The following is a 21,636-nucleotide window of genomic DNA, read 5'->3' as shown; positions in this document are numbered from 1 at the left end:
GGGCGGGGCGGGGTCAGCGGCACTCGGCAGCCGTGGCGATCTGCTCCTCGGTGGGGCGGCCGTAGGCCTCGATGCCCGAGCCGGGGAGGTCGAAGCCGAGGCTGATCGAGTAGGCCGTGGCCCAGGTCTCGGGCTCGGAGGCGAAGACGGGCCCGGTGAACAGCGGCGCGCATTCGTCGCGGATGACCTGCGTGTGCCCGACCTCGTGGGCCACCAGCGCGCGGGCGTTCTCGTCGCCGTCGGCCCAGGCCTCCTCGACCGTGTAGTTCAGGCTGATGATCGACCAGCCGCCGTCGCTGTCGTAGGTCTCGGCGGTGCCCGAGAGCCAGTTCGCGCCGAGGCCGTTGACCTCGGGCGCCCAGACGAAGTCGAGCACGACGCCGGCGCTGAGGGAGCGGGCGTACTCCTCGATCTCGCGGCGAGTGGCGAAGGCCGGGTCGCTCGCCTCCATGGTCTCGACCGCCTGCGAGTCGCGGAGGGCCTGCTGCGCGCTCTGGAACGAGGCGAGGAAGGCGGAGTCTCGGTAGTCGGCCTGGCCCGGATCGGCGGCGGTGTCGATGAGGTAGGAGAGGTCGACCTGGGTCTTGCGGCTCGCCAGCGGGCTCGCGTCGATCTCGGCCTGGGCGCGCGTGGCGAGGGAGGAGAAGTAGCCGGCCTCGGCGTCGACGACGGCCTCCTCGGCGTCGTCGGTCGCCTCGGCGGTCGCCAGGAGGCCGGTGGCGACGGTGTCGGCTCGGTGGGCATCCGCTTCGAGCTGCTCGGCCTCGGCCATCAGCTCCCAGGGGAGGGTGAACGGGGGAGCGGGGTCGGCGGCGGCCGGCTCGTCGGTCTCGACCGGGACGGGGGTCGCGGCGGCCTCGCCGGCCTCGAACAGCGCCAGGTCGAGCGCGCCGAGCGCGGTGCGGAGGGTCTCGGCCGACGGATCCGGGTCGGCCGCGAAGGGGCCGGAGCCGATGACCCCGCGCACGCGATCGGCCTCGGCCTGGGAGCTGCGGGTGCGGGCGGTGAGGGCTCCGTGGGCCTCGACGGCGCCGCTCTCGCGGTCGGCGAGGAGGGCGACGGCGTCGGCGCGGCGCTGGTCGGCGACGACGGTCCAGCCGTGGAAGCCGCCGAGGAGGAGGGCGACGACCCCGACGAGCGCGGCGACGACGCCGACGACGCGGAGCGCCTGGTGGCGGCGCGGCGCCGGTGGCTGGGCGGGGAAGGGCGGGGGAGTGAAGCCGCCGACGGGGGCTTCGTCGGGGCCGCCCCCGGAGGCGGGATCGATGCGCTCGCCGTAGCGGGGCTCAGGGATCATGGCGGCGGGACTTCCGGGTTCGCAGGGGTGCCGTGACATCTCCCGGCGAGCAGAGCCTAGCCCGTGGTCGACGCCCGTCGGGTAACGATTCGGGCCGGTCGGCCCGGGGCGCGGAACCCTAAGCTGGGGACATGAGCACCCCAGCGGAGGAATACCTCGTTCCCGGTTCGACCATCAGCTTCAACTCGCTTCCCAAGGTGTCGTTGCACGACCACCTCGACGGCGGTCTGCGACCCGCCACCATCGTCGAGCTGGCGAAGCGGATCGGCCTCGAGCTGCCCGCGACCGACCCGATCGAGCTGGGGGACTGGTTCGAGGACAGCGCCGACTCCGGCTCGCTGCCGGCCTACCTCGCCACCTTCGACATCACCATCGCCGTGATGCAGAGCCGCGAGAACCTGGTGCGCGTCGCCCGGGAGTACGTCACCGACCTGGCCGACGACGGCGTGATCTACGGCGAGGTGCGCTGGGCGCCCGAGCAGCACCTCACCGGCGGCCTCAGCCTCGACGAGGTCGTGGAGGCGGTGCAGGAGGGCATCGAGATCGGCACCGACGACGTGCGGGCGAGCGGCCGGAGCATCCGGGTCGGTCAGCTCGTGACCGCGATGCGGCACGCCGACCGCTCGCTCGAGATCGCCGAGCTGGCCGTGCGGCACCGCGAGAACGGGGTCGTCGGGTTCGACATCGCGGGGGCGGAGGCCGGGTATCCGGCGGGCAAGCACCTCGCCGCGTTCGACTTCCTCGCGAAGAACTACTTCCCGACCACGGTTCACGCAGGTGAAGGGGACGGGCTGGAGAGCATCCGCGGGGCACTGTTCGACGGGCGCGCGCTGCGGCTCGGCCACGGCGTGCGGATCGCCGAGGACATCGAGACCGAGCGTCAGGACGACGACGCCACCTACGTCTCGCTCGGGCTGCTGGCCCAGTGGGTGAAGGACCGGGAGATCACGCTCGAGCTCTCACCGTCGTCGAACCTGCAGACCGGGGCGGTCGCGGCGTGGGGCGACGAGCTCGTCGACCACCCGTTCGACCTGCTCTACCAGCTCGGCTTCCAGGTGACGGTGAACACCGACAACCGATTGATGAGCAACACGTCGATCAGCCGCGAGCTGGCCCTGTTGACGGATGCGTTCGACTACGAGCTGGCGGACCACGAGGTGTTCCAGCTGAACGCGGCGGCGGCGACGTTCCTGCCGGTGGAGGACCGCGAGGACCTCGCGGACGCGATCTCGGACGGGTTCGAGGCGCTCTAGGCGGTCGGGGCGCTTGCCGCTGCGGCGGCGGCCGCGTAGGCGGGCAGCTGCTGCAGCGCCCAGCTGTTGCCGTCGGGGTCGTCGAAGTGGACGAAGAGGCCCCAGCCCTCGTCGACCACCTCGGAGCAGGCGACGCCGTTCGCGAGGAGGTGACGGCGGGCCTCGGCGGCATCCGGCACCACGATCTGCACGCCCTTCTGCGTGCCGGGAGCCATCTCGGTGATGCCCGTGCCGAAGGCGATCGAGCAGGCCGAGCCCGGCGGGGTGAGCTGCACGAAGCGGATGCCGGGGGTCGGCGACTGGTCGTGGTCGGCGTGGAAGCCGAGCTGGTCGACGTAGAACGTCTTGGCGCGGTCGACGTCGGTGACGGGGATGAAGACGAGCTCGATCTTCCAGGTGTCGATCATGGGCGCGATTCTGCTCGGGTGGGGCGGCGGCGTCAAGGGCGGGGGCGGCGGGCGGCGGGCGGCCGGGTGCAGGGAACTCACCGGTTGGGGTGGCGCCGGGCTGAGAGAATGAGCGGACGATGACGTACCAGATGCCCTCGCTCGACCAGCTGCCGGATGCGGCGATCGCCCTGCACCGGAGCGCCCCCGACTGGCGGGCCGCCGTGCTCCGCGCCGCCGAGGCGCTCACCGCGAGCGGCGCGGCCGACGCCACCTACGGGGAGCGGATGATCGCCATGATCGAGGAGTACGGGCCGTACATCGTGATCGCGCCGGGGCTGGCGATGGCGCACGCGCGACCGGGTCCCGACGTGCACGGCCCGGGGCTCGTCATCGTCACGCTCGACGAGCCGGTGAGCTTCGGCCACGCCTACAACGACCCGGTGTCGGTGGTGATCGGTATCGCGGCGACGGAGGCCGACCAGCACGTGGCGTCGGTGGCCGCGCTCGCCAACCTGTTCAACGACGAGAGCGTCATCCCGGCGCTCGCCGCGGCCCGCGACACCGACGAGGTGCGCCGGCTGCTCGCGGCGGCGTCGCACCCTGACCTAGGCTGAGGCCGTGAAGATCGTCGCCCTCTGCGGCGCGGGAATCGGCACCTCCGAGATCCTGCGCGTGAACGCCGTCCGAGCCCTCGAGCGCCTCGACATCGAGGCCGACGTGTCCGCGTCCGACGTGGCGGGCGTGGGGGTGGCGGCCGCCGACGCGCAGGTCATCCTGACGTCGCCCGAGCTGGTGTCGGCGATCGGGCGCACGAACGCCGACGTCGTGGTGATCGAGAACTACTTCGACCTCGACGAGATCACGGCGAAGCTCGAGATCGCGGTCGGCTGAGGGCGGCCCGTGCACCTGCGGGCGGGTGACGGATGCGCGGCGGGGGTGTGCCGGCGGGCATCCGCTCTCGTCAGCTGAAGAGGCGGCGGAAGACGTTCGTGTCGGCCAGGTCGATCAGCTCGTCGCCCCGGCCCGACATGATCGTGCGGATGGCGTAGAGGCCGAAGCCCTTGGCCTGCTCGACCGAGACGGTGGGCGGGATGGAGAGCTCCTGGCGCGCGGTGACGACGTCGACGAGCGCCGGGCCGTCGTGCGCGAAGGCGTCGCGGAGGGCGCCCTCGAGGTCGTCGGGCTGCTCGACCCGGCGGCTGAAGATGCCGAGTGAGGCGGCGACGGCCGCGAAGTCGGGGTTGTCGAGCTCGGTGCCGTAGTTGACGAAGCCGGCGGCCTTCATCTCGACCTCGACGAAGTTGAGCGAGGAGTTGTTGAAGACGACGATCTTCACGGGGAGCCTGCTCTGACGCACCGTGAGGAGCTCGCCGAAGAGCATGGCGAGACCGCCGTCGCCCGACAGTGCGATCACCTGGCGGTCGGGGAAGGCCGACTGGGCGCCGATCGCGTGCGGGAGTGCGTTGGCCATGGTGCCGTGGCTGAAGGAGCCGATCAGGCGGCGGCGGCCGTTCATGCTCAGGTAGCGGGCGGCCCAGACCACCGGGGAGCCGACGTCGGGGATGAAGACGGCATCGTCGGTGGCGAGCTCGCTGACGAGCCGCGCGACGTACTGCGGGTGGATGGGGGCCCGGTTGCGGTCGTTGTCGGCCAGCTCGTCGAGACCCTTGCGGCTCTTCGCGTAGTGCGCGACGGAGGCGTCGAGGTGATGGTTCGAGTGCGCATCCGCATCGAGGAGGGGTAGGAGCGCACGGGCCGTGTCGCCCACGTCGCCCACCAGTCCGAGATTGACGGGGGTGCGTTTGCCGATCTGCTCGCCGCGGAGGTCGAGCTGGATGATCGTGGCCTTCGACGGGAAGAACTGCGGGTACGGGAAGTCGGTGCCGAGCATGAGCAGGGCGTCGCAGTCCTCCATGGCTCGGTAGCCCGAGGCGAAGCCGAGGAGGCCGGTCATGCCGACGTCGTAGGGGTTGTCGTACTCGAGGAACTCCTTGCCGCGCAGGGCGTGCACGATCGGGGCCTTGAGGCGCTCGGCCAGGGCGACGACCTCGTCGTGGGAGCCCTGCACGCCGGCGCCACCGAGGATCGTGACCTTCTTCGCGCCGTTCAGGATGGCGGCGGCCTTCTCGAGCTCGGCGTCGGCGGGGCGCGCGAGGGTGGCCGCCCGCACGATCGGCGCCGACTTCGGCCGGCCGGCGGAGGCCTGCAGGAAGATCTCGCCGGGGATGACGACGACCGCGACGCCGCGCTTCTCGACGGCCGTGCGCATGGCGATCTCGAGCACGCGGGGCAGCTGCTCGGGCACGCTGACGAGCTCGGTGTAGACGCTGCACTCGCGGAACAGCTCCTGCGGGTGGGTCTCCTGGAAGTAGCCGGTGCCGATCTCGCTCGCCGGGATGTGGGCGGCGATCGCGAGCACGGGCACACGGCTGCGGTTGGCGTCGTAGAGGCCGTTGATCAGGTGCAGGTTGCCGGGGCCGCAGCTGCCGGCGCAGACCGTGAGCTCACCGGTGAGGGCGGCCTCGGCGGCGGCGGCGAAGGCGGCGGCCTCCTCGTGGCGCACGTGGGCCCAGTCCACCGCGCCGTCGGTGCGGCGGATGGCGTCGGTGAAACCGTTCAGGGAGTCGCCGGGGAGGCCGTAGACGCGCTGGACCCCGGCGTCCTGGATGATCTCGACGATGGTGTCCGCGATGGTGGTCATGGTTCGAACCTACGGCGCGGGGGGCGAGTGCGCACGGGACGGGTCGTGAGGCGGGCGCGGAGGGTGCGCCCGCCGGTGGGGCCCGGGTGTCAGGAGATGTGGTCGCGCATCCCGCCCTCGAGGCGCTGGAGGAGCTCGACGACGGCGTCGGTGCGCTCGGGCACGCTGCCGGTGTCGCTCCAGGCGTCGAGGTAGATCTTGAGCTTGGGCTCGGTGCCGCTCGGGCGCACCATCACGCGGGCGCCATCGAGGTGGAGGCGCAGCACGTCGCTTGGCGGCACGCCGTCCCCGCCCCGGGCGAGGTCGTCGATGCTCCGCACGGGGAGGCCGCCGATCTCGCTCGGCGGATCGGCGCGGAGGCGCTGCATCACACGCTCGATCTGGGAGAGATCGGTGACCCGGAGGGAGATCTGCGCGGAGCCGTAGTGGCCGAAGCGCTCGCTGAACTCGTCGAGGCGGTCGGCGACGGTGCGGCCCGTGGCGGCCAATCCGGTGGCGAGGTCGAGGAAGGCGATCGCGGCCGAGATGCCGTCCTTGTCGCGCACGGTGCCCGGGTTCACGAGGTAGCCGAGGGCCTCCTCGTAGCCGAAGACGAGGCCGGGCGTGCGGGAGACCCACTTGAAGCCGGTGAGGGTCTCGGCGAAGCGCAGGCCGTGGGCGCGGGCGACGGCGCCGAGGGCGGGGGAGGAGACGATCGAGCAGGCGAGGGCGGGAGCGTCGGCGGGCGAGGCCGTGGCCGTGTCGGTGCCTGTGTCGGTGGCGGCCGCTTCGGCGGCACGCCAGCCGAGCAGCGTGCCGACCTCGTTGCCGGTGAGGGCGCGGTAGCCCTCCGACGAGGAGGGGTCGGGGATGGCGATGGCGAGGCGGTCGGCATCCGGGTCGTTGGCGACGACGAGGTCGGCGCTCACCTCGCGGGCGCGCTCGAAGGAGAGGTCGAGGGCGCCCGGCTCCTCGGGGTTCGGGAACGCGACCGTGGGGAACGCGGCATCCGGAGCGATCTGGGCCTCGACGAGCGCCGGCCGCGGGAAGCCCGCCGCGTCGAGCACGCGGGAGAAGGTCTCCCAGCCCACGCCGTGCATCGCCGTGTAGACCACCGAGAGCGGGGCCCGCTCGGCGTGACCGCCCGCGACGGCCGCGGTGGCCTCGACGTAGCGCTCGATCAGGGACTCGTCGGCGATCTCGTAGTCGGACGAGCGCGGCAGCTCGAGCACGCTCCGCGTGGCGGCGACGCGGTCGATCTGAGCGGCGATCTCGCCGTCGGCGGGCGGCACGATCTGCGAGCCGTGGTCGTCGTCGCCGAGGTACACCTTGTAGCCGTTGTCGCGCGGCGGGTTGTGCGAGGCCGTGACCATGACGCCGGCCGAGACGCCGAGCTCGCGCACGGCGAAGGCGACGAGCGGGGTGGGCAGCAGGCGCGGCAGCAGCACGGCGCGCACGCCGGCGCCGGCCATGATCTCGGCGGTGTCCTGCGCGAAGACCTGCGACTTGGTGCGGCCGTCGTAGCCGATCACGACCGAGGGGGTGGTTCCCGGATGCGCGCGCTCGAGAAGGAACGCGGCCAGGCCGGCGGCAGCCTGGCCCACGAGCACCCGGTTCATGCGGTTGGGCCCGGCGGCGATCTCGCCGCGGAGCCCGGCGGTGCCGAACGCGAGGCGGGAGCCGAAGCGGGAGCGGAGGTCGGCCACGGCGTCGGTGTCGTTGGCTCCGACGCGGCGCAGCAGCATGTGCAGCTCGTGGTGGGTCTCGGGGTCGGGGTCTTGATTGAGCCAGGACACGGCCTGCTCGACCAGGCGCTCGACCTCGTTCAGTTCGTCGCCGTCGGCGACGAGGTGGTGCTCGTGCTCGCCGGTCACAGCGCGGTGACCACCCGGGCGAGCAGGTCGCCGATGGCGGCCTCGGCGTTCTTGCCCGCCTCGATCACCTCGGCGTGGCTGAGCGGGGTCTTCTGGATGCCCGCGGCCAGGTTGGTGATGAGCGAGAAGCCGATGATCTCCATGCCGGCCTCGCGCGCGGCGATCGCCTCGAGGGCGGTCGACATGCCCACGATGTGGCCGCCGATGGCCTTGGCCATCTGCACCTCGGCCGGCGTCTCGTAGTGCGGGCCGCGGAACTGCACGTAGACGCCGTCGTCGAGCGTCGGGTCGACGCCGCGGGCGATCTCGCGGAGGCGGCTGGAGTAGAGGTCGGTGAGGTCGACGAAGGTCGCGCCCTCCAGCGGCGAGTCGGCGGTGAGGTTGATGTGGTCGCTGATCAGCACGGGGGTGCCGGGCGTCCAGGTCTCCTTGATGCCGCCGGCGCCGTTCGTCAGCACCATCGTCTTCGCGCCGGTCGCGGCGGCGGTGCGCACGCTGTGCACGACCCGGCGGACGCCGTGACCCTCGTAGTAGTGGGTGCGCGCGCCGATGACGAGGGCGTGCTTGCCGTTCGGCAGGCGCACGGAGCGGAGCGTTCCGACGTGACCGGGGACCGCGGGCATCCCGAACCCGACGACGTCGGTGGCCGGCACGTTGGCAACCGTCTCGCCGATCAGGTCGGCGGCCTTGCCCCAGCCGCTGCCGAGGATGAGGGCGACGTCGTGCGAGGGCACCCCGGTGATCTCGGCGATCTGCGCGGCGGCCTCGCGGGCGACCTCGAACGGGTCGGCGTCGGGCAGGTCGAGGGGGTTGGGAGTCGGAGAGGACATTCGTCCACTCTATTCGCCCGAGGCCTCGGTGGGGCGGGCGAGATGTTCGCGCGGCGGGCGTGCGCCGTTGGTTTGGCGGGGGTGCGCCGACCGGGGAGAATGGCCGCATGGGCAATGAGTTCGAGCGCAAGCAGAGGGTCGTCGTCGTGGGCGGGGGCCCCGGGGGATACGAGGCGGCCATCGCCGGAGCGCAGCTCGGCGCGGAGGTGACCCTCGTCGAGCAGGTCGGGGTGGGCGGCTCGGCCGTCATCACCGACGTCGTGCCCTCTAAGACGCTGATCGCCGTGGCCGAGGCCACCAACGGCATCGGCGAGGCGGCCGACCTCGGCGTGCAGTTCTTCTCGCGCAACGACGCCGGCCGGCCGGTGCGTCCCGAGGTCGCCGTGAACCTCGCCCAGGTCAACAAGCGGCTGCTCGGGCTCGCCCGCCAGCAGTCCGAGGACATGCGGGCGAGCCTCGTGCGCGCCGGGGTCACGATCGTCAGCGGCCACGGACGGCTCGACGGGGCGAGCTCGGTCATCGTGTCGACGGCCGTCAGCGGGGGCACCGACTTCGATCAGATCGAGGCCGACACGATCGTCGTCTCGGTCGGCGCGAGTCCGCGCATCCTGCCGACGGCCGTGCCCGACGGGGAGCGCATCTTCACCTGGACCCAGCTCTACGGCCTGCAGTCGGTGCCCGAGCACCTGATCGTCGTCGGCTCGGGTGTGACGGGGGCCGAGTTCGCCTCGGCGTACACCGCGCTGGGCTCGAAGGTGACACTGATCTCGAGCCGCGACCAGGTGCTGCCCGGCGAGGACGCCGACGCGGCCGCCGTGATCGAGAACGTCTTCAAGCGCAACGGCATGACCGTGCTGTCCAAGTCGCGCGCCGACAAGGTCGAGCGCACCGCCGACGGGGTCGTCGCGACGCTGAGCGACGGGCGCACCGTCGAGGGCTCGCACTGCCTGATGGCGGTCGGCTCGATCCCGAACACGAAGGGAATCGGCCTCGAGCAGGCCGGGGTGCAGCTGTCCGACTCGGGGCACATCCGGGTGAACCGGGTGGCCCGCACCAGCGCGCCGAACATCTACGCGGCGGGCGACTGCACGACGTTCCTGCCGCTGGCGTCGGTGGCGTCGATGCAGGGGCGCACGGCGATGTTCCACGCCATGGGCGACGCGGTGAACCCGACCGAGCTGCGGAACGTGGCCTCGAACATCTTCACCCAGCCGCAGATCGCGACCGTGGGCTGGACCCAGCGGCAGATCGAGGAGGGCATCGCGCAGGGCGACATCTACAAGCTGCCGCTGTCGTCGAACCCGCGCGCCAAGATGATGGGCATCAAGGACGGCTTCGTGAAGCTGTTCGCCCGCACCGGCTCGGGCACCGTCATCGGCGGGGTCGTGGTGGCGCCGAACGCGTCGGAGCTGATCTTCCCGATCGCGCTCGCCGTCGAGCACCGGCTCACGGTCGACCAGGTGTCGCGCGCGTTCACGGTCTACCCGTCGCTGTCGGGCTCGATCTCGGATGCGGCGCGGGCCATGCACATCGTCCTCTAGCCGGGCCGGGCGGCGGTCGCCGTCGGGTCGGGTGGGGCCGGCGCGGGTGGCCGCGATGGCCGGCGCGCGCGGCCGGGGGTGCCCGTGCGACGCGCGCGTGACGCTGGTGCGCGCTAGAGGGGGAGCGCTCGGAAGACGGTGGCGACGACGGGGGTGTCGTCGGTGAGCGTCCAGGTGGGGTCGGCCAGGTGGGCGCGGATCGGCTCGACGAGCGTGCCGAAGTAGTCGCGGTGGGCGGCGCGCCAGGCGTCGACCGTGGGGGACTCGTGCTGCGCCAGCTCGGGGGTGACCGTGGCGAGGGTGGTCTCGACGACCTCGAGGTACTCGACGACGGCCGCGGGTCGCCCGTCGGAGTCGAGGAGCGCTCGGCGCTCGCCGACGCTCGGCACGGGGGTGCCGGTCAGCGCGTAGGCGGCGGCGAGGGTGCTGCTGCCGGTCTTCCGTCCCGAGCGGATGCGCGCGACCATCTCGTCGCGGAAGGCGCCCGGCTCGCCGAAGACCAGCGGCACGAGCGCGGCCACCCCGTCGGCGGTGGGGCGGGCGGCGCGGTTCGCGGCGGAGGAGGCGAGTATGCGGTCGCAGAGGTCCATCGTGGCGACGTTGTCCCAGGCGCCGTCGGGGGAGAGGGTGCCGGAGGCGACCGCGTCGGCGAAGGCGCGCAGCTCACCGACGAAGCCGCGGAGGTGCAGGTCGCGGCCGATGCCCGACATGGCGCTCTCGGCGGGGTGCAGCACGACGTCGGCCTCGGCCAGCGTGCCCCAGGCGGGGCCGGCGGGCGCGGGTGAGGTGGCGACGGCGGTGGCGGAGGTGGACGCGGCCGGGCCGGTGGGCGGCGCGGGCGGTGCGAGGTCGGCCGGGGTGGCGGTGGTGCGGTGCAGGCGGAGGGTGTGAGCATCCGTCGTCTCGGCGAAGCCCGTGTCGCCGAGCACGCGCACGCTCTCGACCTCGTTCGCGCGGCTGGGCAGGCCGGTGAGCTCGAGGGTGCCCGCGACGCCCGACGCGAAGCCGAGCGTGACCGAGAGGGCGACGTGGGCGCCCTCGCCGCTGTTCACGGCGTGCACGGTGGCGACCGCGCCGAAGAGGAAACGCGCGAGGTCGATCAGGTGGATGGCCGCCAGCGTCACGAACTCCGCCTCGGTGCGGCAGAACGGGGTCGAGTCGCAGCCGAACTGCACCGAGAACGAGCGCACGGTGCCGAGCGACCCGTCGGCGATCAGCGTGCGCAGCTGCCGGTAGACCGGGGCGTGCCGCTTCATGAAGCCCACCTGCACCCCGGCGCCCGACTCGTCGGCGGCGCGCGCCACGGTGCGGGCCTCGGCGGCGGTGAGGCCGAGCGGCTTGTCGACGAAGGCGGGAACGCCGGCCGCGACCGCCCGGTGGGTGATCGCGAGCTGGTCGGCGGGCTGGGCGACGACGATCACGCCGTCGAGCCCCGGATGCGCGAGCAGCGCCTCGACCGAGTCGTACGCCGCACCGTCTGAACCGAAGCGCGCGAGCGCCGACCGCGAGCCGTCCTCCGAGCGCGTGGCCAGCGCCGCGAGGGGCACACCCGCGAGGCCCAGGGCCGGCAGGATGTTCGTCGTGGCGTGGAAGCCCGCGCCGACGACGCCGATCACGGGTTCGCGCCCGGCGCCGGCAGTCATGCCGAGATGTCGAGCAGCACGTGGCCCGACGAGACGGTGGCCCCGACGGTGGCGGCGATGTTCGTGATCGTGCCGTCCTTGTGCGCGGTGATCGGCTGCTCCATCTTCATGGCCTCGAGCACGAGCACCAGGTCGCCCTTGACGACGGTGTCGCCCTCGGCGACCGCGAGCTTGACGACGGTGGCCTGCATGGGGGCCTTCACCGAGTCGCCGGTGGCCGACGAGACGCCGCCGACGGCCGCGCCGCGGCGCCGCGGGGGAGCCCCGGCGGTGCGCGAGGCACCGGCTCCGGCGCGGGCCCCGGCCGAGACGAGGGTCTCGGGCAGTACGACCTGGACGCGCTTGCCGTCGACCTCGACGATCACCGTGCGGCGCTCGGCCGGCGCGGGAGCGTCTTCGAGCGAGCCGCTCCACGGCTCGGCGGGGTTGACGTAGTCGGTCTCGATCCAGCGCGTGTAGATCGAGAACGGCTCGCCTGCCGCCGGGGCGAAGGCCTCGTTGCGCACGACGTCGCGGTGGAACGGCAGCACGGTCGGCAGGCCCGCCACCTCGAACTCGTCGAGGGCGCGGCGGGAGCGCTCCAGCGCATCCTCCCGGCTGGAGCCGGTGACGATCAGCTTCGCGAGCAGCGAGTCGAACGAGCCGGAGATGACGTCGCCCGCCTGCACACCGGAGTCGACGCGCACGCCGGGGCCGCCGGCGGGCTTGAACACGTGCACGGGGCCGGGCGAGGGCAGGAACGACCGGCCCGGGTCCTCCCCGTTGATGCGGAACTCGAAGGAGTGGCCGCGGGGCTCCGGGTCGGCGTAGTCGAGCACGCCGCCCTCGGCGATGCGGAACTGCTCGCGCACGAGGTCGATGCCCGTGACCTCCTCGGAGACCGGGTGCTCGACCTGCAGGCGGGTGTTCACCTCGAGGAAGGAGATGGTGCCGTCGCGACCGACGAGGAACTCGCAGGTGCCGGCGCCGAGGTAGCCGACCTCCTTGAGGATGGCCTTGGACGCGCTGTAGAGCAGCTCGTTCTGCTCGGCGCTGAGGAACGGCGCGGGCGCCTCCTCGACGAGCTTCTGGTGCCGGCGCTGCAGCGAGCAGTCGCGGGTCGACACCACGACGACGTTGCCGTGCGCGTCGGCGAGGCACTGGGTCTCGACGTGACGCGGGCGGTCGAGGTACTTCTCGACGAAGCACTCGCCGCGGCCGAAGGCGGCGATCGCCTCGCGGGTGGCCGAGTCGAACATCTCGGGCACCTCCTCGACGGTGCGCGCGACCTTGAGGCCGCGGCCGCCGCCGCCGAAAGCCGCCTTGATGGCGACGGGCAGGCCGTGCTCGGCCACGAAGTCGAGCACCTCCTCGGCGCCGGTGACGGGGTCGATCGTGCCGGGGGCGAGCGGGGCGCCGACCTTCTCGGCGACGTGCCGGGCCGAGACCTTGTCGCCGAGCTTCTCGATGGCCTCGGGCGACGGGCCGATCCAGATCAGGCCGGCGTCGATGACGGCGCGCGCGAAGGCGGCGTTCTCGGCCAGGAAGCCGTAGCCCGGGTGCACGGCGTCGGCGCCGGAGCGCCTGGCCACCGACAGGATCTTGTCGATCACGAGGTAGGTCTCGGCGCTGGTGGTGCCGTCGAGCGCGTAGGCCTCGTCGGCGAGCTGCACGTGCAGCGCGTCGCGATCCTGGTCGGCGTAGACGGCGACGGAGCCGATCCCGCTGTCTCGAGCGGCCCGGATGACACGGACCGCGATTTCGCCTCGGTTGGCGATCAGGACCTTGGAGATACGGGGCATAGTGACCTAGCTTATTGCCGCTGTCGATCGCCGTTTTGGCATGTGCCGCCAAAGATGGCCCCCGGGGTAGGTGCCGACCCTACAAACGGGGCTCCCACAGCTCCGTCCACGACACCCCGAACCCGCCGAGCAGATCGCGCAGCACGGGCAGCGACATGCCGATCACCGCCGACGGCGCCCCCGTGATCGAGCGGATGAACGGAGCCGCCAGCCCGTCGATGGTGAACGCCCCGGCGACCAGCAGCGGCTCTCCCGAGGCGACGTAGGCGTCGATCTCGGCGTCGGTGATGTCGTCGGCGAAGGTGAGCTCGGCCTGGTCGGTGCGCCCGGCCGCGGCCCGCCGCTCGCCACCGCGGTGGTCGACGAGCCAGTGTCCGGAGTGCAGCACCCCGGTGCGGCCGCGCTGGGCCAGCCAGCGGTCGCGCGCGACGTCGGGACGGTGCGGCTTGCCGTGGGCGATGCCGTCGAGCTCGAACGCCGAGTCGCCGCCCAGCACGAAGCCGTCGACCGGCTCGCCGCCGGGCAGCTGCTCGACGGGCAGGGCCGCGAGGGCCGCGACGACCGCTTCGGCCTTGGCCTCGGCGAGCAGCTGCACCAGTTCCGCGGTGCTGAGCGGGGCGCGACCGTCGGCCAGGCGGGCGGCGTTCTCGGCGTCGACGGCCGCGTCCTCGTCGACCTTCGAGGGCAGCACCACAGGCTCGATGCCGATCTGGCGCAGCAGCGCGAGCCGGGCGGGGGAGGTGGAGGCCAGGTAGAGCCGCATCCGGCACGCCTTTCGCTGGGTGGGTTCGCACGTCGCGGGCCGACTCGTCGCCGCGGGCGGCGACGTCGTCCCAGGCAGCTGTGGGATGCTCGGATGATGCCTGACACCGACAGCGAGCTCCTCGAGCTGACCATCGACAATGTAGCCCACGGCGGGGTCTTCGTGGCCCGCCACGAGGGCCGCGTGGTCTTCGTCGCCGACGCGATCCCGGGCGAGCGCGTGCTCGCCCGCGTCGTCGACGCCAAGTCGTCGTTCTGGCGGGCCGACACCGTCGAGGTGCTCGAGGCCTCGCCCGACCGCGTGCCGCACGTCTGGCCCGCGGCGGCGCTCGAGCGCGATCCCTCCGCCCGCCCCGGCGGCGCCGAGTTCGGGCACATCGCCCTCGAGCGCCAGCGCGCCCTGAAGGGACAGGTGCTGACTGAGGCGCTGTCCCGTTTCGGCCGGATCGACCGCCCCGTCGAGGTCGAGGCGGTGCCCGGTGAGGCCGACGGCACGCGCTGGCGCAGCCGCGTGCGCCTGCACGTCGGCCGCGGCGGACGCGTCGGACCCTACGCCGCCCGCTCGCACACGATCGTGCCGGTCGACTCGCTGCCGCTCGCCACCGAGGCCATCGAGGCCGAGGCCCGCGCCGTGGCCGGGGCCCTCGAGCTCGGCGGCCAGGGCGCGGCCGCGGTCGACCTGCTCGAGACCGCCGACGGGGAGCTGCGCGTGTCGCTCGTCGCCGAGGAGCTGTCCAAGTCGGGCGGGCGCCGCGGGGGCCGCCCGGGCGGGCGGAACGCGGGAGGGCGCGGTGGCCGGGGCGGCGGCCGCGCATCCGGAGCCGGGGACGGCGCGAGCGGAGGCCGCGGCGGCACCCCCGCCGAGAAGCCCGCGACCATCGTCGAGCGGGTGGGTGACCGCGAGTTCCGCCTGGCCGAGAACGGGTTCTGGCAGGTGCACCGCTCGGCCGCCCAGGTGCTGACCACCGCGGTGCAGGAGCTGACCCGGGAGGACCTCGTCGACCCGCGCGCCGCCAACCACGACCTGTACGGCGGCGTGGGACTGCTCGCCGCCGCCTTCGCCGACCGCTTCGGCCAGGCCACCCGCATCACGAGCGTCGAGAGCGAGGCGACCGCCACCGACCACGCCTCCGAGAACCTCGCCGAGTGGCTCGGCGCTCGCGCCGTGACCGGCCGCGTCGACCGCTACCTCGCGGAGCTCGAGCGCGACGCCTCGGCCGAGGACAAGCGGCGGCTCGCGGCCGCGACCATGGTGATCGACCCGCCGCGCTCGGGTGCGGGCAAGGAGGTCGTCGGCGCGCTGACGCGGCTCGAGGTCGCCCAGGTCGTCTACGTCGCCTGCGACCCCGTGGCCTTCGCCCGCGACGTCGCCTTCTTCGGCGAAGCCGGCTACGTGCTCGACCGGGTGCGCGCCTTCGACCTGTTCCCGCACACCCACCACCTCGAGACGGTCGGCGTGCTGGTGCGCGGGTAAGACGGGCCCGGGCCGGCCCGCCCGCGTCCCCGCCCGCGTCCCCGCTCTAGGATGGGGTCAGTCTTCGCGAGGGGTGACCGTGCACGACGAGAACGAGCCGACCACGACGGATGCGGGCAGCGACGCCCCGGCAGCCGCTGCCCGGGTGCGCGTCGCGATCGTCGACGACCACGAGTCGGTGCGGCTGGGCATCCGAGCCGCCTGCCAGGAGGCCGGCTTCGAGGTCGTCGCCGCCACCCCTTCGGTGAGTGAGCTCTGGGTGGCGCTGGCCGGCCGCGAGTGCGACGTCGTGGTGCTCGACCTGAGCCTCGGCGACGGCTTCTCGGTGACCGAGAACGTGCAGCACGCGCGCTCGATGGGCGCCTCGGTGCTGGTGCACTCGATCGCCGACCGCGTGGGGCTCGTGCGGGAGGCGCTCGCCGCCGGGGCCGCCGGCGTCATCCCGAAGTCGGCCGCCACGAAGACCGTGATGGCCTCGATCGCCGCCGTCGCCCGCGGCGACGTGCTGAACAACCTCGAGTGGGCGAGCGCCATCGACGCCGACCCCGAGTTCGGCAAGGCGCAGCTCGCCCAGCGCGAGCGCGACGTGCTGCACCTCTACGCCTCCGGCCTGCCGCTGTCGCAGGTGGCGCTGAAGCTGAACATCAAGGTCTCGACCGCCAAGGAGTACCTCGACCGGGTGCGGGCGAAGTACGTCGAGGTGGGCCGCCCCGCCCGGTCGAAGGTGGAGCTGCTGCGCCGGGCGGTGGAGGACGGCATCCTGGCCCTCGACGACAACGGGCATGTCGGCTAGCACCGTGCCGCTCAGCCGGGCGCAGATCGACCTCGTGCTCTCGCGCCTGCAGGGGCTGTTCGGCTTCGCCTTCGCGCTGCTGTCGATCCCGGTGCTGGCCGGGTCGGCGTCGACCCTGAAGCCCGAGTGGGGCTGGGGCATCGCCGTCGTGCTGTTCGGGCTGATCGCCGCCTGCTTCGTGACCTCGCTCGTCGGCCGCGGCATCCGCATCAGCATGACGCTGTTCGCCGGGGCGTTCGCCCTCGCGCTGCTGCTCTGGCCGTTCGCGGTGAGGAGCCCCGAGGCCGCCCTCGGCGTGCAGCCGTGGCTCTGGTACATCGTGATCGTGGCGGTCGGCGCGGCCGCCAACGCCCTGCCGACGCCGTGGGCCGTCGTCTACGCCATCGCCGTGCCCGGGCTCTTCTTCGCCCTGCGGCTGCTGCCCGCGGGCGGGGGTGCGCCGGTGCTGATCGCACTGCTCGACACGGTCTACTCGCTGGTGCTCGGCGCCTTCCTCGTGATCGTGAACACCGGGCTCCGCTCGGCCGCCGGCGGGGTCGACGACGCCCAGCGCACCGCCGTGCGCCGCTACGCCGAGGCCGCGAAGCGGCACGCCACCGAGCAGGAGCGCACCCGGGTCGACACGGTCGTGCACGACCGGGTGCTCTCCACCCTGCTCGCGGCCGCCCGCGCCCCCGAGGGGCCGGAGGACCGGCGTCGCGTGGTCGCGATGGCCGAGCAGGCGCTGGTGGCCCTGCAGAGCGCCGACGCCGAGTCGGAGCTCGGCGGCGACCGCCCGCTCGGCAGCCTCGTCGAGCGGCTGCGGGCGCTCGCCGGCACGATCTCGGCGGAGGTGTCGTTCCACTCCGAGGGCGACATCGCGCAGCCCGTGCCGGCGCGGGTGCTCGAGGGCATCTACAGCGCCGCCGTGCAGGCCGTGTCGAACAGCGTGCAGCACGCGGGCGGGCCGGACGTGACCCGCAGTGTCCGGGTGCACTGCTGGGGCGCATCCGGTTTCAGTGTCGTGATCAGCGACGACGGGCGCGGCTTCGCGGCCGACGAGGTGCCGGCCGACCGGCTGGGCCTGCGCGTCTCGATCCGCGAGCGGGTCGACGCCGTCGGCGGCTCGGCCACGGTGCGCTCGACCCCGGGCCAGGGCACGGTCGTCGTGCTCGAGTGGGCGCCCGGTGCGGTGCCGGCCGAGGAGGCGCTCGCGTGATCGCCATCCCGCGGCTGCTGCTGGTCGGTCTCGCCGCGATCTTCTCGTCGTTCCACCTGGTGCTCGGCGTCTCGGCCCTCGACGTGCCCTCGAACCCGTGGCCGGGCGTGGTCGCCATGGTGCTCTACGCGGTCGCGACGGCCCTCAGCCTGTTCTTCATGCGGTCGATCCGGATGCCCGTGGGCATCGCCGCGGGCAACGTGGCCGTCGCGGGGGCCTCGCTCATCCTCGTGCTGCCGCAGCTCGACCCCGCCGACGAGAACGGCTACGCCACCTGGATCATCGGGGCGATCGGCACGCTGATGACCATCACGGTGGTGCGGCAGCGGGCCCTGTTCGCCTGGGCGGGGATCGTCGTGATGGTGCTCGGCATCCTGGTCTGGACCCGCGACCCGCTGCAGCTGCCCGAACTCGGCGTGATCGGGGGGCCGATCTGGGTCGGCATCGGCCAGGCCGCCACCATGGCGATCGTGCGGGCGACGCGGGACGCCCGGCTGTTCGAGCTCGCCGAGCAGCGGGCCGCCGAGTGGGAGGCGCAGGAGGAGGCCGAGTTCTACGAACGCCGGGTGCGGCTCGGCCAGATGGACCGGGTGGTCGCGCCGATGCTGCGCGCGGTGATCGCGGCCGAGGGTCGGCTCTCGCCCGCCCAGCGGCAGGAGTGCCTGCACCTCGAGGCGGCGATGCGCGACGAGATCCGCGGGCGCCGGCTGCTCGATGACCGGGTGCGGCAGGAGGTGCTCGAGGCCCGGCGCCGGGGGGTCGAGGTGACGCTGCTCGACGACGGCGGGATCGACGACCTCGACCGGCACCAGCACGCCCGGGTCACCGCGGTGATCGCGCAGCAGATCGGCGACAGCACGGCCGACCGGCTCGTGGTGCGGACGGCCCGTCCCGACGACGACGTGGCCGTGACCATCGTGGGCCTCCGTGACGCGGTGGAGCCGGCGGACACGGGCGAGGAGGAGCCCACCCTGGAGCTCTGGCTCGAGGTGCCGCGGACGCCCGGAGGCGAAAAAGAACCGGGGGCCGATGACTCGACCCCCGGTTGAGATTTCGAGTCAGGACGACAACCCGAATATCGCCCTGACTCGCCCCCGGAATGCGAGCCCGCTTACCCTAGTCGACCCGCATCCGGCGCGGTGCCGCTCCGGAGAGCACCACCTAGCAGGACCATCCTGCCGACAGGCGCGGGGCTGCACAGTCGTCATTTCGGTGGACATTTTCGGCACCGCGTTCGGCTGGCGTTCAGGATTCGTGCAGGTGAGCCGTTGCGGGCAGCAGGCGGAAGCCGACGGGCGGCGGCCGGATCAGGCCGAGAATGAGCGCCAGACGCCCGGGCCCGGGTGCAGCGGCGTGCGCAGCGAGCGCTGACTGCGCTGCCAGGCCGTCGTGGAGGTCGTCGGCTCGGAGTGCAGCTGCTCGAGCTCCTGCTGCACGGCGGCCTCGACGACCACCGTCACCGCGGCGAGCTCGCCCGCGCTGAGGCCGCGCGTCACCACCCGGAAGGGGGGTTCGGCGGCCGCGAAGTCAGTCGATTCGTCCACACCGTCGAGGCTACATTAGAAGCCGGACCACGAAAGGGTTATCGACGCTGATGCGCAAGGCACTCACCTTCCTCGGGCGGTACCTCGCCACGATCCCGTTCAGCATCGGCTTCGCCGCCCTGATCCTCGTCACCGCGCTCGTCGCGGGCACCTTCTTCGGCCCGCCGTCGGAGGTCACGGAAGACACCTGGGCGGCCGGTGTCACGACCGTGATCGACATGGGCCACTGGTGGACCATCGCGACCGCCCTGTTCATCCCGTGGGATCCGTTCCAGCTCGTCGCGGGCATCCTGGCCTCGCTCACCCTGCTCGGCGTGGCCGAACGGCTGCTCGGCCCGCGCCGGCTCGTGCCCGTCTTCCTCGTCACCGGCCTGATCGGCGTCTCGCTCAGCGTGCTGCTGCAGTGGGTCGGCTCGCTCGCCGGCGAGTGGTGGGCCGACGGCACGAGCTACGACCTGACCATCGACCCGCTGACCCCGATCATCGGCGCACTTCTCGCGTCGAGCTCGCTGATGGGGCCGCTCTGGCGGCGCCGGGTGCGGCTCGTCTCGATCGGCTTCCTGGTGATGTTCACGCTCTACGTCGGCGACACCTCGACGGTCTACCGGCTGATCGCGGGCATCGCCGGCCTCGTGATCGGCCACTACGTCTCGGGCCGCAACCGCCGGATGGTGTGGCTGAAGAGCTCGTTCGGCGAGGTGCGCGTGCTGATCGCGGCCGTCGTGCTGATCACGGCCGTCGGCCCGCTGGTGTCCTGGCTCGACCCGAACGGCAGCGGGGCGTTCGGCCTCGCCGGCAGCTTCTACGGCGACATCTTCCCGACCGCCTCGGGCATCGACGACTTCTGCTCCACCGCCAACACCGACGTCTGCGACGACGTGAAGCGGCTGGCCGCGCTCGGCGGGCTGGGGCCGATCGTGCAGACCTTCGTGCCGCTCGCGCTGCTGCTGGTCTCGGCCTGGGGGCTCCGCAAGGGCCGGCGCTTCGCGCTGTGGCTCGGCATCGTGACGAACCTGGCCATGATCGTGCTGGCCTTCGTGTTCCTCGGCCTCATCCTGACCCTCGCCGACGGCCAGAACGCCGCCGTCGACGACACGCCGCTGCAGGCGATCGACGTGGGCGAGTACATCGTCTGGGGCGGGTCGACGGTCGTCGTGCCGCTCGCGGTCGCCGTGCTGCTGTTCGTGAACCGCCGCCGCTTCGCGCTGAAGGCGCCGCGCGAGGCGCTGATCCGCTTCGCGGTCGTGGTGGCCGGCAGCGGGGTCGTGCTCGCCCTGGCCTACCTCGTGGTGGGTGGCTTCAGCCTCGGCTCGTTCACGCCCGACGACACCTCGGTGGTCGACCTCTGGTTCGACCTGCCGCGGCGCTTCCTGCCGGTGACGCTGGTGGGGGTGACGGGCGAGGTGCTCGTGCCCGCGGCCGGGGTCGCCTCGTTCCTGTTCCAGTGGATCGGTCCGGCGTTCTGGGCGGTGTTCACGATCGCATCGCTCCGGTTGATCGCCTCCACCGAGCAGCGCGTGAACGTCGGCGACCACCAGCGCCTCCGGGCCCTGCTCCGCCGCGGGGGCGGCGGCACGCTCGGCTGGATGACGACCTGGCCGGGCAACGTCTACTGGTTCAACGCCACCGGCGACGCCGCGGTCGCCTACCGCGTGATCAACGACGTCGCCATCACGATGAGCGACCCGGTCTGCCTGCCCGGCACCGAGCGCGACGTGGTGCGCGACTTCGTGGCGTTCTGCGACTCGCGCAGCTGGACCCCGGTGTTCTACAGCGTGCACGAGCAGTTCCTGCCGGCCTTCGACGAGATGGAGTGGCAGCACATGTCCGTCGGCGAGGAGACGCTGATGCACCCGCAGACGCTCGAGATGACGGGCAAGGCCTGGCAGAACGTGCGCTCCTCGCTGAACCGGGGCACCCGCGAGGGCATGACGACGCTCTGGACCACCTACGACGAGCTCAGCCGCAGCTACGTCTCGCAGATCAACGCGATCTCCGAGGCCTGGGTGTCGGAGAAGGAGCTGCCCGAGATGGGCTTCACGCTCGGCGCCCTCGAGGAGATCAAGGACCCCGACGTCGCCCTGATGCTCGCGCTCGACGCCGAGGGGCGGATCGCCGCCGTCACGAGCTGGCTGCCCGTGTATCGCGAGGGCCGCGCCGTGGGCTACACGCTCGACTTCATGCGCCGCGCCGACCAGTCGATGGGCGGCACCATGGAGTTCCTGATCGCCTCGGCCGCGCTGCACATGAAGGAGCTCGGGGTCGAGGTGCTCTCGCTCTCGGGGGCGCCGCTCGCCCAGGCTCCGGTGCCCAAGGGCTCGGAGGCGCCTGCGCCGACCGTGATGACCGAGCTGAGCGACTTCCTCGCCCGCACGCTCGAGCCCGCCTACGGCTTCTCGTCGCTGTTCAAGTTCAAATCGAAGTTCAACCCGACGTACTCGACGATCTACATGGCCTACCCCGACCCGCTCGGGCTGCCGTCGATCGGCGGGGCGATCGGGCGGGCGTACCTGCCGTCGATGAGCGCCAAGGAGACGGTGGCGCTGGTGCGCACGCTGGTGCCGCGGCGGTAGGTGT

General features: G+C 72.8%; 18 protein-coding genes. 9 read left to right on the top strand and 9 right to left on the bottom strand.

Features of this window, described 5'->3' with window-relative positions; all coding sequences use genetic code 11:
- Nucleotides 1–13: 13 nt before the first annotated feature.
- A complete protein-coding gene (locus ITJ64_RS18420) occupies nucleotides 14–1,297 on the bottom strand; it encodes a hypothetical protein (protein ID WP_194682103.1) in 1,284 nt (427 codons plus the stop codon).
- Nucleotides 1,298–1,428: 131 nt separating this feature from the next.
- Here ITJ64_RS18420 and ITJ64_RS18415 point away from each other — a divergent pair, with 131 nt between their 5' ends.
- Nucleotides 1,429–2,550 (top strand): adenosine deaminase, encoded by a 1,122-nt coding sequence (locus tag ITJ64_RS18415; RefSeq protein WP_194682102.1) that lies wholly within the window; start codon nucleotides 1,429–1,431, stop codon nucleotides 2,548–2,550.
- On the opposite strand, the gene ITJ64_RS18410 is transcribed toward ITJ64_RS18415, so the two are convergent.
- The gene (locus ITJ64_RS18410; RefSeq protein WP_194682101.1) at nucleotides 2,547–2,957 is read right to left on the bottom strand and encodes a VOC family protein; all 411 of its coding nucleotides are present in this window, start codon (nucleotides 2,955–2,957) and stop codon (nucleotides 2,547–2,549) included. The two genes, ITJ64_RS18415 and ITJ64_RS18410, sit on opposite strands and share 4 nt — an antisense overlap.
- A gap of 119 nt (nucleotides 2,958–3,076) precedes the next feature.
- Between ITJ64_RS18410 and ITJ64_RS18405 the strand changes: the two genes are divergently transcribed.
- A complete protein-coding gene (locus ITJ64_RS18405) occupies nucleotides 3,077–3,553 on the top strand; it encodes a PTS sugar transporter subunit IIA (protein WP_228508739.1) in 477 nt (158 codons plus the stop codon).
- A gap of 4 nt (nucleotides 3,554–3,557) precedes the next feature.
- Nucleotides 3,558–3,830: a PTS sugar transporter subunit IIB gene (locus ITJ64_RS18400; RefSeq protein ID WP_194682100.1), complete on the top strand. Its 273-nt coding sequence runs from the start codon at nucleotides 3,558–3,560 to the stop codon at nucleotides 3,828–3,830.
- A gap of 70 nt (nucleotides 3,831–3,900) precedes the next feature.
- On the opposite strand, the gene poxB is transcribed toward ITJ64_RS18400, so the two are convergent.
- The 3 genes from poxB to ITJ64_RS18385 all read right to left on the bottom strand — a co-directional run bounded on the left by poxB (nucleotide 3,901) and on the right by ITJ64_RS18385 (nucleotide 8,323).
- Nucleotides 3,901–5,640, bottom strand: a complete 1,740-nt coding sequence (gene poxB, locus ITJ64_RS18395; RefSeq protein WP_194682099.1) for a ubiquinone-dependent pyruvate dehydrogenase — start codon at nucleotides 5,638–5,640, stop codon at nucleotides 3,901–3,903.
- Nucleotides 5,641–5,729: 89 nt separating this feature from the next.
- Nucleotides 5,730–7,493 (bottom strand): phospho-sugar mutase, encoded by a 1,764-nt coding sequence (locus tag ITJ64_RS18390; RefSeq protein ID WP_370545262.1) that lies wholly within the window; start codon nucleotides 7,491–7,493, stop codon nucleotides 5,730–5,732.
- Nucleotides 7,490–8,323 carry a purine-nucleoside phosphorylase gene (locus ITJ64_RS18385; RefSeq protein WP_194682098.1) on the bottom strand — a complete coding sequence of 278 codons (834 nt, stop codon included), beginning with the start codon at nucleotides 8,321–8,323 and terminating at the stop codon, nucleotides 7,490–7,492. The genes ITJ64_RS18390 and ITJ64_RS18385 overlap by 4 nt, the downstream gene beginning before the upstream one ends.
- Before the next feature lie 107 nt (nucleotides 8,324–8,430).
- Here ITJ64_RS18385 and ITJ64_RS18380 point away from each other — a divergent pair, with 107 nt between their 5' ends.
- Entirely contained in the window at nucleotides 8,431–9,864 is a 1,434-nt protein-coding gene (locus ITJ64_RS18380) for an NAD(P)H-quinone dehydrogenase (RefSeq protein WP_194682097.1), read from the top strand.
- A 113-nt stretch (nucleotides 9,865–9,977) separates the two neighbouring features.
- Here ITJ64_RS18380 and ITJ64_RS18375 read toward each other — a convergent pair whose 3' ends face one another.
- The 3 genes from ITJ64_RS18375 to ITJ64_RS18365 form a co-directional block, all read right to left on the bottom strand.
- Complete coding sequence (locus ITJ64_RS18375; protein ID WP_194682096.1) at nucleotides 9,978–11,507, bottom strand: Gfo/Idh/MocA family oxidoreductase; 1,530 nt, start codon at nucleotides 11,505–11,507, stop codon at nucleotides 9,978–9,980.
- Nucleotides 11,504–13,288: a biotin carboxylase N-terminal domain-containing protein gene (locus tag ITJ64_RS18370; RefSeq protein WP_194682095.1), complete on the bottom strand. Its 1,785-nt coding sequence runs from the start codon at nucleotides 13,286–13,288 to the stop codon at nucleotides 11,504–11,506. Before ITJ64_RS18370 ends, ITJ64_RS18375 begins: the two co-directional genes overlap by 4 nt.
- Nucleotides 13,289–13,367: 79 nt before the next feature.
- Complete coding sequence (locus tag ITJ64_RS18365; RefSeq protein ID WP_194682094.1) at nucleotides 13,368–14,051, bottom strand: nucleoside triphosphate pyrophosphatase; 684 nt, start codon at nucleotides 14,049–14,051, stop codon at nucleotides 13,368–13,370.
- Between the two features lie 96 nt (nucleotides 14,052–14,147).
- Between ITJ64_RS18365 and ITJ64_RS18360 the strand changes: the two genes are divergently transcribed.
- From ITJ64_RS18360 to ITJ64_RS18345, 4 genes are all read left to right on the top strand, one after another.
- Nucleotides 14,148–15,524, top strand: coding sequence for a class I SAM-dependent RNA methyltransferase (locus tag ITJ64_RS18360; protein ID WP_194682093.1), 1,377 nt, complete (start codon nucleotides 14,148–14,150; stop codon nucleotides 15,522–15,524).
- A 145-nt stretch (nucleotides 15,525–15,669) separates the two neighbouring features.
- A complete protein-coding gene (locus tag ITJ64_RS18355) occupies nucleotides 15,670–16,317 on the top strand; it encodes a response regulator (RefSeq protein ID WP_370545278.1) in 648 nt (215 codons plus the stop codon).
- Complete coding sequence (locus ITJ64_RS18350; RefSeq protein ID WP_194682091.1) at nucleotides 16,307–17,515, top strand: sensor histidine kinase; 1,209 nt, start codon at nucleotides 16,307–16,309, stop codon at nucleotides 17,513–17,515. The genes ITJ64_RS18355 and ITJ64_RS18350 overlap by 11 nt, the downstream gene beginning before the upstream one ends.
- A complete protein-coding gene (locus ITJ64_RS18345) occupies nucleotides 17,512–18,564 on the top strand; it encodes a hypothetical protein (RefSeq protein ID WP_194682090.1) in 1,053 nt (350 codons plus the stop codon). Before ITJ64_RS18350 ends, ITJ64_RS18345 begins: the two co-directional genes overlap by 4 nt.
- Nucleotides 18,565–18,822: 258 nt before the next feature.
- On the opposite strand, the gene ITJ64_RS18340 is transcribed toward ITJ64_RS18345, so the two are convergent.
- Nucleotides 18,823–19,059: an acyl-CoA carboxylase epsilon subunit gene (locus tag ITJ64_RS18340; protein WP_194682089.1), complete on the bottom strand. Its 237-nt coding sequence runs from the start codon at nucleotides 19,057–19,059 to the stop codon at nucleotides 18,823–18,825.
- Between the two features lie 50 nt (nucleotides 19,060–19,109).
- Here ITJ64_RS18340 and ITJ64_RS18335 point away from each other — a divergent pair, with 50 nt between their 5' ends.
- A complete protein-coding gene (locus ITJ64_RS18335; protein WP_194682088.1) occupies nucleotides 19,110–21,632 on the top strand; it encodes a phosphatidylglycerol lysyltransferase domain-containing protein in 2,523 nt (840 codons plus the stop codon).
- The last annotated feature ends 4 nt before the right edge of the window (nucleotides 21,633–21,636 follow it).

Origin of the sequence: Herbiconiux sp. VKM Ac-1786 (assembly GCF_015350805.1) — a bacterium.
In the GTDB taxonomy this organism is placed as follows: domain Bacteria; phylum Actinomycetota; class Actinomycetes; order Actinomycetales; family Microbacteriaceae; genus Herbiconiux.
The sequence above is the reverse complement of the archived record's forward strand: the minus strand, read 5'-3'. Positions and strand labels throughout refer to the sequence as shown.